Genomic DNA, 11,715 nt, shown 5'->3' with positions numbered 1-11,715 from the left:
ATTAAGGCGCATAATATTTACATTAAAGGCATGAGAATGAAAAAATCTGTTTTGTTAGCCTGCACCATGCTCGTAGCGTTCAGCGCAAGCACGGCTTTAGCGTTTAATCCGCGCACGCAGTACAGAATGCGCCCCACAATAGAAATCAATCTCGATGCGCTCAATAACCTGCATCAGGAGGAAGCTCCGACTCCTATCGCGGGACAGGCTGACGTCAGCCCGTTCGGCGAACAGTCTGCAGCTGACAAGGGCAAGCACAAACACGCTACGCATAAGCGCAAGCACAAAAAACATGCAGTAAAACATAAGAAAAAGGCTACGGCTTGTCCGCCGGTACAGCCTGAGAAAACGGAAACCACGCCGGAAGTGAAAGTGACGCCCGCGCATGAAGCGCCGTCTTCGCCGCCGGAATCTGAAAACGTGCCGCAGCTTGCGCCTTTGCCGGGACGTGAAGTGTCTCCGCCGGTTGCACCTGCGCCAAAAGCTCCTGTTGCAGCTGAGCCGCCGCATGCCGAATTGCCGCTGCCTGCTAAAAAAGGGGATGTAACTCCGCCTGCGATGCCAGAGCCGAGCCAGAAAGTCCAGCCGCTTGCGTTGCCAGAGCCTGCTTCTCCCGCACCGGTGGCACCGTCTCTGCCGCCTGTTGCGCCGGGTGCTGCTAAAGCTCCGACTCCACCGGCTCCAGCCGTAAACTCGGAACCGCCTTCATTGCCGCTGGCTGCACTGCCGAAAGAACCTGCCGGAGGATTGCCGCCGTTGCCGGGTGAAAAAGCTGCTCCGGGTGAAAAAGAACTTCCGTCCATGCCCGGCGGTGAAGCCCTGCCGTCGCTGCCTGGTGCGAAAAACGCTCCTGCTGCCGGAGCCGCTGCATTGCCGCCGCTGCCTGGCGCATCTGCCGATAAGGACGAAGCCGCTGCCGGTTCCGCCACTGCGCCGGATGAGCGTATTGTATTTAATTCCAATGCAACGGAACTTCCGCTTGGCGCAACTGCCAAGCTGGATATGATTGCAACGCAGCTGACCGCGCATACTAATATGAGGGCGAACGTAGTAGCCTATGCTTCCGGATCGGATGCGGTCAGTATTTACCCCAAGCGTGTCTCGCTTGCGCGCGGCATTGCGGTGCGTAATTATCTCGTGACGACAAAGGGGATTGATGTCGGTCGTGTCAATGTGAAAGCACTGGGTAACAAGAACGAGTCCGGCCCTGCTGATCGCGTGGATGTGTTCATCATTAAATAATGTCTGTAATGAGAACGCCAGCGCATGCAGCACAAAAAAGCACTCATGAGCAGCCTGTAGAAAATCAGCCTGTTTTTGCTGCCCTGGATCTTGGGACGAATAACTGCCGCCTGCTTATCGCCCGTCCTTCCGTTTATCCGGTACGTGCCAATCATGGCATTAAAGTCGTGGATACTTTTTCACGCATTGTGCGCCTTGGCGAAGGTTTAAGCGTAAACAACCGTCTGTTGCCGGAAGCGATGCACCGCACGCTCACGGCGCTGAAGACCTGCCAGAAAAAAATTGAGCGTGCGCAGGTTCCATTTGTGCGTTACGTGGCGACGGAAGCCTGCCGCCAGGCTGATAACAGCGACGAATTCATCGCGATGGTCCAGAAAGAGACGGGGCTGGAGATTGAAGTCATCAGCAATGAGGAAGAAGCGAAACTTGCATTCCTGGGGTGTTCTAGCCTGCTTTCCCCGCAGGCGGAAAACGCGCTCGTATTCGATATCGGTGGCGGAAGCACGGAATTTCTCTGGGTTAAACGCGACTATATGGCGCCGCCCGAACTGATGTGCGATCACCGCATCGTGGACTGGCTTTCTCTGAATCAGGGGGTGATGAATCTTTCGGAAAAATTCGGAGGCACGGCATTTGCGGAGATGTATTTCGACGAACTGGTCGGGCATCTCGTCAAAACATTGCGTGCGTTCGACCGCAAGAACAAGATCAGCGAGGCCGTGGCGACCGGTAATGTGCAACTGCTTTCCACCTCTGGCACGCTTACCACGCTCGCAGCGATTCACCTGAAGTTGTCGCATTACGAACGTTCACGTGTGGACGGGATGCGTTTCAAGCTCGACGATCTGCGCGATGCGGCCCAAACGATTCTTAATATGCGTCCGTCGGAACGTTTCGCCAATGCCTGTATCGGCCCGGAACGTTCGGATTATATTATTTCCGGCTGCGCTATTTTCGAGGCAATCTGCACATTATGGCCTGTGGCGGAAATCACAATCGCTGACCGCGGCGTGCGCGAGGGGATCATCATCTCGCTCATGCATGATTACATGCGCTCTCAGCTAGGCTAGGCTGAAGCGATTTCTGCTTCTACCGTTTCCACTTCGCCTTCAATGATCATCATATCGTCGGACGGACGGATATCGTAGCTCGTGATCTTGGCGGGAATTTCCTTGATCTTGTTCGGCTTGAGGCCGAGGGAGACGAGCTGGCGCATCTTGGGCAGCATGCGCTTATTGACCGAGCGTGCGAACTGGTCGAAGTAATCGTTTGCGAGTTTCAGGCCGCGGCCTACCTTGTCGGAATAGGCGAGGACGGTAATCACATTATCCAGCAGTTCCTGCACGCTGTTGACGATCACTTCCTGATTCTCGGCCTGGCGCATCATGCCGATGTTGAACTTGGCGAGCGACAGCAGACCGGAAAGGTTGGAGGGGCTTGCGAGAATAATGCCAGCACGTTCGGCTTTCTGGGTGAATTCCGGATCGGCGCGGCGGATGTGGTTGATGGCGTTTTCGCTTGGCACATACATGACGTTGAGCACATGGCTGATCTTGTCAGCGCGGCCTGCTTCTTTATAAAGCGTGCGGATGGCGGCGGCGTAGTTCTTCGATGTCAGGTCGTTTAAGTGGGTATTCATCGTCTTCTTCAGGCGCAGCAGCAGCTCGGTTTCCGACTCGTTGCCCTCCGCTTCGGCGATTTCCAGCAGGAATTTGGAGGCCTTGCTGTCGATCACCATCACCATGTCCTGCGGCAGGAAGATGACCGCGTCAGGACGCAGTTTTCCGGCTTCGTCGCTATGGATGGCGTATTGCATCACATAGTCGCGCTTGGGCTCGAGATCGAAATTCTTGAGCGAATTTTCCAGCCCTACTTCCGCCAGGCTTCCGGCTCCAGCGGGGGAGGCGAGAGCGCGCCAGACGGTCTGGGCCATCTGTTCGGTCTTGCGGTTCTGGTCCTGAATGGAAGCAACGGACTTCGTAATATTGAGTACCTGCTCAATCAAGGCGTCTGAGGTCTTTTTAACGGCGGTTTCCGCTTCTTTCTTCGCGGCTTCGGCTTCACGCTTATGGTCTTCGAGCAGTTTGCTGGAAAGCTGGCCGCCTGCTTCAAGGATAGAGGCTTTGGCCGCTTTCAGCGATTCGCTGCGCTGTAACTCCCAGTCCTGCATGCGTTTTTCGGCTTCTTCCATCTTCTGCAGGTTCAGCTCGAGCTTCTTTTCGGCTTCCAGGCGTGCTTTTGTGGCTTCTTCCTTTTCGCGCAAATGGTTATCGCGTTCATTGCTGACGGTGATGACCTTTTTCTGCAGTTCCTGCAATTCGGTCACGGCGATGGATTTTTGTTCAAGGTAGGCAGAATTCTGGTCCCGCAGGGATTTCATTTCGTCGGCGCTCTTTTTATATCCCTCATTCTGGGTGGTCAGGGTGGCGACTAAGATTTCAATATGTTTAAGACGTTTGCGGTAGCGTTCGCGGGAGAAGAAAGTTATAACAGCCGCAGGAGTGAAAATCAAAGCGACGGTAGCGGCAATCCAAAACAAAAAGTTCATTGCAAATTCCCTTCTTTTTGGTTTTATTTTTTAACTTTCTTTAAACAATATATAGCTGGTTCGATATGAAAGACAAAGCACAAAATATAGCGTGCGTCATTTTGGCGGCAGGGAAGGGAACCCGTATGCGTTCCACCATGCCCAAGGTCATGCACAAGGTTGTGGGTAAGCCGATGCTGATGCATGTGGTCGACACAGCGCTCTCCTGTGGTGCACAGAAAGTGGTGGCGGTCACAGCTCCGGAAATGGAGCATGTGCGCACAGGTGTTAAAAATCATTATGGGCAGGCAGTGGACAATGCGGTGCAGCAACAGCAGCTTGGCACGGGCGATGCTGTGAAAGCTGCGGAGGAAGCCCTTAAAGGATTTTCCGGTAACGTTATCGTACTATATGGTGACACACCGCTCATCCAGCGCGAAACGATTCTTGCCATGGATGCAGCGCTCAATGCTTCACCTAAGCTGGCGGTGGCCGTTCTGGGTATGGAAGTGGAAGGGCCGAATGCGTATGGCCGTCTCGTGGTGAATAAGGATGGTGGGCTTGAGCGCATCGTTGAAGTCAAGGATGCCACCGAAGAGGAAAAACGTATACGCCTGTGCAATTCCGGTGTGATGGCGGTGAAGTCGAGTGTGCTGTTTGCGTTGCTTGCGCGTCTGGATAATAAGAATGCCAACGGTGAATTCTATCTTACTGACCTTGTAAAGCATGCGCGTGCGGATGGGCATGATTGCGCCGTGGTGAAGGCCGATGGCGGTGAACTGATGGGCGTAAATTCCCGCGTAGAACTCGCGGTAGCGGAAGCGTTCGTCCAGAATGCCCTGCGCCGCAAAGCTATGGATAACGGTGCTACGCTGATCGATCCTGAAACGGTGTATTTTGCGCATGACACCAAAATAGGCAAAGATGTGATTATCCATCCTAACGTCGTATTCGGTGTGGGTGTTGAGATCGAAGATAATGTCGAGATTCGCTCCTTCAGCCATATCGAAGGCGCGCATGTGCGTGCGCATGCGACCATCGGGCCGTTCGCGCGTCTGCGTCCGGGAACGGATGTGGGTGAGTCGGCGCATGTGGGTAATTTCGTTGAACTCAAAAAAGCCACGCTCGAAAAAGGGGCGAAGGCGAACCATCTCTCCTATATCGGGGATGCGCATGTGGGAGCGAAAGCCAATATCGGTGCAGGCACGATTACCTGCAACTATGATGGCTTCAAGAAGTATAAGACCGAAATCGGCGCGGGAGCATTCATCGGCTCCAACAGTGCGCTCGTGGCTCCGGTCAAGATCGGTGACGGGGCGATTGTGGCGGCGGGTTCGGTTGTGACCAGCGACGTTCCAGGCGATGCGCTCAGTGTGGCGCGCAGCAGGCAGGAAGATAAACCCGGCTGGGCCAAGAACTTCCGCGAGAAACAGTAAAAAGTCTACTAGACCTTACTAGAAACGAAAACGCCCCGGAAAGACCGGGGCGTTTTTTATTGGCTGATAGGAAGCGATCTTACGATGCTTCGACAATTCTGCGCCACCAGCCTTTTTTAGGTTTACCATCCTGCGGGGCCTGCTGGTCCAGGGGCAGTACAGTGCTGTTCTGCTGTGGCTGCGGTGCGGCTGACGGTGCATGATTTACAGGTGCTGCATGGGTGGAGGCGCCAGAATGTTCCGAATGCGGTGCTGCTTCTGCTCCAGTATTCTGATTTTCCGGACGGTTCCCGTCGCGCTTGTCACGCCAGCGGCGCTGTCTGTTGCGACGTCCTCCACGCTCCTCGCGTTTCGGAGCCTGACCGGAGGCGTCTTCAGTGCCAGATTCTGTACCCTCTACCTGTGTTGTTTCCTGCGTTTCGTTAGCGGGAACGGATTCGTTGCCGCGTTCTGCATTACGCTCGGCGAAATTCTTTCCACCGCGCCTTCCGCGGCCACCACGCCTGCGGCGAGGACGATCTTCACCGGATGCGGCAGTGTGCGGTTGCTGTGTCTCTTCTTCCGTACCGGCTTCTGCGTTCACGGTGGGTTCTTCCGGCGGCAGTGGAATTCCTTCCATCGTCAGATGATCCATGGAAACCGGTGTCTGACCGGAAGCAGGCTGGTTATGGCGCTTTCCGCCTTTGACCTTTTCAATGCGGAAATTGCCGTGCGGGATGCTGTCATCCGCGACGATCATGATCTTCACACCGTATTTCTGTTCAATGCCGGAGATTGCATCGCGTCTGCTGTTGAGCATCTCCAGTGCGGCTGCCGTGGTTACAGTGAGTTTCAGTTCCGTTGTTGCTTTGCTTGCGGCTTCCTTCTCAAGCGCCCTGATGGCCTGCAGTGCAATCGAGCTGTTGGAGCGCACTACACCTTTGCCGCTGCAATGCGGGCAGGTGATGGTGCTGGTTTCGCTGATGCTGGGACGCAGGCGCTGGCGAGACATTTCCAGCAGACCGAATGGGCTGATGCGGCCGAGCTGAATTTTCGCACGGTCCATTTTCAGCGCGTCACGCAGTGCGCGCTCGACAGCGCGGCGATTGCGGGAGTCGGCCATGTCGATAAAGTCGATCACGATCAGGCCTGCAAGGTCGCGCAGGCGCAGCTGGCGGGCGATTTCTGCTGCCGCTTCCAGATTCGTCTTGGCTGCGGTCTCCTCAATATTGCGTTCGCCTGTGGATCGGCCGGAGTTAACGTCGATCGAGATCAACGCTTCGGTCGGATTCAGGACGATATAGCCGCCGGAGCGCAGTTTTACGCTCTGGTCATACATGGAATTGAGCTGGTCTTCGATGTTATAGGCATGGAAGAGCGGGATATTGTCCTGGTACGATTTGACTTTTACCTCGTCGCCCGGCAGGAGCATGTTCAGGAAGGTTTTTGCCTGATTGTAGCCGTTTTCGCCTGCAACGATAATTTCACTGATATCAGTCGTATATAAATCGCGAATGGTGCGTTTAATGATATCGCCTTCTTCGTAAATCAGCGCAGGGGCGCTGGAAGAAAGGGTCTGTTCGCGAATGGTTTCCCATAATTTAACGAGGTATTCGTAGTCGCGCTGGATTTCGCCGCGGGTGCGGTCGATGCCTGCAGTGCGGATGATGGCGCTCATGCCGCGCGCGGTTTTGAGTTCGGAAGAGATTTCCTTCAGGCGCCTGCGATCTTCACCACTGGAAATCTTGCGGGAAATGCCACCGCCTTTGGGGGAATTGGGCATCAGAACGCAATAGCGGCCAGCCAGTGAAATGAAAGTGGTCAGAGAAACGCCCTTATTGCCACGTTCTTCCTTGATCACCTGTACGAGTACGATCTGGTTGCGTTTAATGACTTCCTGGATCTTATAGCGGCGATAGAAAGAGGCGGAACGCGATTGGCGCACGGCATCTTCTTCGCTGGCCAGGGTTTCAATTTCCTGTGCTTCCTGCGGCTCGGTTTCGGCGGTTTCGCTATGTTCCTGTCCTTCGGACGGTTCGATTGCTTCTGCTGCTTCGGTGATAGAGGGGGGGATCACTTCCTGCTGAACGGCAGGGCCTTCTATCGGCTGCGGAGTTTCTCCATGTGCCTGTGCTTCCACTTCCGCTTCCGTGACGGCTTCGCTGTAAGCTACCGGTGTTTCGTGCAGATGGGCGATGATCTCCGGTTCTGCTTTCAGGAAAATTTCTTCCGGTTCCGGCTCTTCCTGCTTTACGGTAACCGCTTTTGCAGGAGCCGCGGATTCTTCCGCTGCTTCGGATGAAGCTCCGTTTTCTTCACGCGCGTCTTCTCCGGCTTCTACCTCTTTCATGAGGCGTTCGCGGTCGGCGACGGGAATCTGGTAATAATCGGGATGAATTTCTGCGAAGGGGAGGAAGCCCTGCTTATCGCCGCCATATTCGACGAAAGCTGCCTGCAGGGAGGGCTCGACGCGTGTTATCTTGGCAAGATAGATATTGCCTTTAAGCTGTTTCTTTGCGGATGTGACGAAATCGAAGTCGTTAATGCGGCCGTTTTCTACGATCGCTACGCGTGTTTCCTCTGTGTGAACCGAATCAATGAGTAGTCGTAAAACCATGAAAATACTCCTATAGCCGGCCTTTGCAGGGCATCAGCTCCTCCACGATCAGAAACGGCGATGCGCGCGCCATGCGAAATAGCACGTAGTCCTGCTGCATCAATGCCGGTTGAACGAAGTGAAAACACCATAAAGGCCGAAATCAAAAAATGTTAAATATTAATACCTGCTGCTCATGCGTCTGCGCTGGTTATGGTCAAACAGCAGACGAATAAGCAGAAAATTCCATAAGCAGGGTGACTATATATAATTGCATTGATAACTACAATTATAATTTGACGAAAATAGTTGTCCCATTCATAGGCGCAGCATTGCCACAGGCTGCGAATTTTACAAGAAATATACGTTGTTGGCGTTGCAAGTTACGCGGTGGTCCATTACGAATGAGGCATGCGGCGTATTTTTTCAATTGTTCTGGGTTTATGGATGCTGCCTGCGGCAGCAAATGCATTGGAAATCAATGAGCTGCACGTCCGCCCCATCAAGGGGGGCGAACATGTGAGCATCCGGCTCAGCGAAAAAGCGAGTTATCACCTGTTCATGGTCGAACATCCGCCGCCGCGGCTTGTGCTGGACCTTCCTCCGGCGCACTGGCGCAGTGGAGCGGGGCTCCCAAAACATTATAATGACCCTCTGATCGCACGAATACGCTACAGCCGCTATAATAAAAGCACGACGCGCGTCGTGTTCGATTTTGTGACGGATGTCCGGGTAATGAACTCCAAGCTTGAACGCTGGCACCATGCTTACTGGCTGGTGTTCGATGTTATGCGCGGAGCAGGCAGTAGCCATGCTGCAGCGGAAACAACGCAGCCGCCCGAGGAAGAACCCAAGAGCAAGCCGGTGATTATTCTGGATGCCGGGCATGGCGGGCAGGACCCAGGCACTGCAGGATACGCGGGAAGCCGCGAGAAAGACCTGACGCTGCAATATGCAAGACTGCTCAAGGCGGCATTGCTGGAGACGGGGCGCTACCAGGTGCATCTGACGCGCACGGATGACCGTTACCTGCTGCTGGGCGAACGTGTGCGGCGCGCGCGTGCGAATCATGGCAATCTATTTATTTCCATCCATGCTAATTCTTCTCCTGTCGAGTCGGCGGACGGGCTTTCTGTTTACACGATTTCAGAAACCGCGTCGGACCAGCAGTCGGAAGCGCTGGCGGAAAAAGAAAATAAAGCGGATATCATCGGCGGGATGGATCTGTCCGGCACGAGCAAGGACGTCGCCGATATCCTGATCGATCTGACGCAGCGCGAAACCCGCTCAAAATCCAACCAGTTTGCCGATCTTCTGGTAAAGAAACTGAGCGGGGACGATGTGAATCTTTTGGTGCACACCCACCGTTTTGCAGGCTTTGCCGTGCTGAAAGCGCCGGATATTCCGTCCGTGCTGGTGGAAGTCGGTTTCCTGACCAATCCGGACGAAGAGCGCCTGCTTCATACCAAAAATTATGAGCATAAAATTACGCACGGGGTAGTGGACGCCGTGAACGCTTATTTTAGTAAGTGATTGCCAAATCGTATAAAAAAAGATCCTGCCTTTTTCGGAAGCCACTGAAATATTATGCAAAAAAATGCGATTAGTAATATTTCCTTCATGGAAATTTAACACAATTGTAACACATTTGGGTTAATAATCATGTTATAACGAATCATGAAGTTAATAAGACAAATCGGTTAAACAACAAATTTTAAGTACACAAGGCAGGAGAAGCGTATGGCTAGGTTTAATCTGAATGATCAAGAGATAGAACGCATCATGACAGCGAATGGTGTGCCCACTGACAAAGCGGGCGAAACCGAACGCAATGAGGTACGCGCTACTCTTACTGGCACGCTTGATAAGGCAGCCAAAGTAGCTGGCAATATATCAATAAGTGATACCGAAGCTGGTGTGCTTGTTCAGGAAATTAGAAAATTACGCAGCAGTGGCGGTTCGGAAATTCCAGTAGCTGATTTGCGTGCAGCTGGTGTTCCCAATCCTGACCCGGTGGCTGAACCAAAGACGAAGGTTAATGTTCATGAGGCAGCCTCTTATATTGTTCTTGCTAAAGGAGCTGGCCGTACAAAGGACTATATTACTCAGGCAGCAGACCAGGCAGATAAACTTGGATATGACAAAGCTGAATTTACGGCTGCGGTAGAAGCGGAATATAAAGACCTGATGAAAGGTGCAAGCATTGAGGATCAGATTAAGAAAACCAATGCATTCAATGCAAATCTGCAGTCTTATACGACTAATTTGACGACATGGGCTGCTGCACTGCCTTCTGGTGGTGGTACTATCGATGCCGATGTTACCAGAGTGGTAGATGCATTGAAAGTCGCAGTAGAAAAGTCGGCTGCTCTTAAAGATGCTAAAAAGAATGGTGCAACACCTGATGTAGCAGTAGTTGATGAGGCTAGGAATAGCTTAAATGCTGTGCAAGGGGCTTATGATACGGCGCTTGCTAATAATGGGGCAGATAAAAATAAGGATTTGCAGGCGGCGATCAAGCATAAAATCCACCAGGCAATTCAGGAGGAAGTGGCTGCATCGAAGGCTGCCGGTAGCGGACTTGCTACTGACTGGGGTAAAAAGGGCGATAAGGTTGATGATCCGAAGGCATTCAAAGATCTTACTGCGATGCTGGATACCTCAGTTATACAGAGTTCCATGAACATTACTCCTGCTTCCGGTATCGGAGCCAGCAGCTCAATCGATGGTGCAGGCAAAAGCAGCGATGGCAAAGGTCTTACTGGCACCACGGCAGCTCTTGCGGGTCTTGCAGTAGCCGGTGCGGCTTTAACCCTTGGCGGGATGAAGAGCGGTGGCCAGGAAGAAGTGGATCAGGCAACCGGTGAGGTTACGAAGAAAAAAGGATTCATGGGTAAGGTCGTAGCGGCACTTGGTGTAGTTACTACGGTTGCAGCGATCCTGGCTATTACCCGCGGTAAAGATGAGAATGGAATCGCTGATAAGCTCAGGGCCGGTCTGGCGCCCTTGACGAAACCCCACGGCAGGGGAGCGTAATACGCGTATAGCGTATTCGCCCCCTCCGGGTGGGCCTAAGACTTACCCAAGGTTCTTTTCTGCGAATTCCCAGTTTACCAGCTTATCCAGGAACGTGGTGATGTAGTCCGGGCGACGGTTCTGGAAGTCCAGATAATATGCGTGTTCCCACACATCCATCGTGAGCAGCGCGGTCTGGCCGTGTACCATCGGCAGATCGGCGTTCGGTGTCTTGGTCACTTTCAGTTTGCCGTTTTCCAGCACAAGCCATGCCCAGCCGCTGCCGAACTGCGTAGCGCCTGCATTTTTGAACTCTTCCTTGAACTTATCGAAGCTGCCGAAATCAGCATTGATCTTGTCGGCAATCTTACCTTTCGGTGCGCCGCCGCCGTTCGGTTTCATGGAGTGCCAGTAGAACGTATGGTTCCAGACCTGCGCGGCATTGTTGAAAACACCGGCTTTGCCTGCATCGCCAGCGGTTTTCTTGATGATTTCTTCCAGCGTCATGTTGGCGAGGTCGGTGTCTTTCACCAGGTTATTCAGGTTAGTGACGTAAGCCTGATGATGTTTGCCATGATGGAAGCCCAGCGTGTTTGCGCTGATGTAGGGTTCCAGTGCATTCTGGGCGTAAGGAAGATCCGGTAATGTAAAAGCCATATTTTTTCCCTTTCTTATATGTGATGTGACGGCACTGTCTCCCAGTGCGGTCTTTGAGACCAGGACAGAGGCAGAAACCGCCGCCATGGAAGTACAGAATTTGCGTCGTGTGATTTCCATTATCTGTTTCTCCGGTGGTATTGACCAGAACTCCGGTACAAGATTCTTATAACACGCTAATAACAAAAGATATTCGGTTGCCGAGCGCTTCCGGTTCCGGAGGTGTTCAGTATATGTAACCCGTTGTTTTTGTTGTGCTATGA

8 protein-coding genes are annotated in these 11,715 nt (G+C 53.0%); 5 read left to right on the top strand and 3 right to left on the bottom strand.

Going from position 1 to position 11,715, the window contains the following annotated elements; translation table 11 throughout:
• Positions 1-36 precede the first annotated feature (36 nt).
• Together VFT64_12080 and VFT64_12075 are read left to right on the top strand one after the other, a co-directional pair.
• Positions 37-1,242, top strand: a complete 1,206-nt coding sequence (locus VFT64_12080; GenBank protein ID HEU5048568.1) for an OmpA family protein — start codon at positions 37-39, stop codon at positions 1,240-1,242.
• A gap of 8 nt (positions 1,243-1,250) precedes the next feature.
• The gene (locus tag VFT64_12075; protein HEU5048567.1) at positions 1,251-2,312 is read left to right on the top strand and encodes a Ppx/GppA phosphatase family protein; all 1,062 of its coding nucleotides are present in this window, start codon (positions 1,251-1,253) and stop codon (positions 2,310-2,312) included.
• On the opposite strand, the gene rmuC is transcribed toward VFT64_12075, so the two are convergent.
• Positions 2,309-3,790: a DNA recombination protein RmuC gene (gene rmuC, locus VFT64_12070; protein HEU5048566.1), complete on the bottom strand. Its 1,482-nt coding sequence runs from the start codon at positions 3,788-3,790 to the stop codon at positions 2,309-2,311. The two genes, VFT64_12075 and rmuC, sit on opposite strands and share 4 nt — an antisense overlap.
• 65 nt (positions 3,791-3,855) lie before the next feature.
• On the opposite strand from rmuC, the gene glmU reads away from it, so the two are divergent.
• Positions 3,856-5,205, top strand: coding sequence for a bifunctional UDP-N-acetylglucosamine diphosphorylase/glucosamine-1-phosphate N-acetyltransferase GlmU (gene glmU, locus VFT64_12065; GenBank protein HEU5048565.1), 1,350 nt, complete (start codon positions 3,856-3,858; stop codon positions 5,203-5,205).
• Between the two features lie 79 nt (positions 5,206-5,284).
• Here glmU and VFT64_12060 read toward each other — a convergent pair whose 3' ends face one another.
• A complete protein-coding gene (locus tag VFT64_12060; protein ID HEU5048564.1) occupies positions 5,285-7,801 on the bottom strand; it encodes an Rne/Rng family ribonuclease in 2,517 nt (838 codons plus the stop codon).
• A gap of 390 nt (positions 7,802-8,191) precedes the next feature.
• Here VFT64_12060 and VFT64_12055 point away from each other — a divergent pair, with 390 nt between their 5' ends.
• Positions 8,192-9,313 carry an N-acetylmuramoyl-L-alanine amidase gene (locus VFT64_12055; GenBank protein ID HEU5048563.1) on the top strand — a complete coding sequence of 374 codons (1,122 nt, stop codon included), beginning with the start codon at positions 8,192-8,194 and terminating at the stop codon, positions 9,311-9,313.
• A 207-nt stretch (positions 9,314-9,520) separates the two neighbouring features.
• The gene (locus tag VFT64_12050; GenBank protein HEU5048562.1) at positions 9,521-10,816 is read left to right on the top strand and encodes a hypothetical protein; all 1,296 of its coding nucleotides are present in this window, start codon (positions 9,521-9,523) and stop codon (positions 10,814-10,816) included.
• A 42-nt stretch (positions 10,817-10,858) separates the two neighbouring features.
• On the opposite strand, the gene VFT64_12045 is transcribed toward VFT64_12050, so the two are convergent.
• Positions 10,859-11,452 carry a superoxide dismutase gene (locus VFT64_12045; GenBank protein HEU5048561.1) on the bottom strand — a complete coding sequence of 198 codons (594 nt, stop codon included), beginning with the start codon at positions 11,450-11,452 and terminating at the stop codon, positions 10,859-10,861.
• Positions 11,453-11,715 lie beyond the last annotated feature (263 nt).

The sequence above is a fragment of the Rickettsiales bacterium genome, assembly GCA_035765535.1.
GTDB lineage: Bacteria > Pseudomonadota > Alphaproteobacteria > Rickettsiales > JABCZZ01 > JABCZZ01.
Note: the sequence above shows the minus strand (reverse complement) of the source record. Positions and strands in the feature narration are given on the sequence as shown.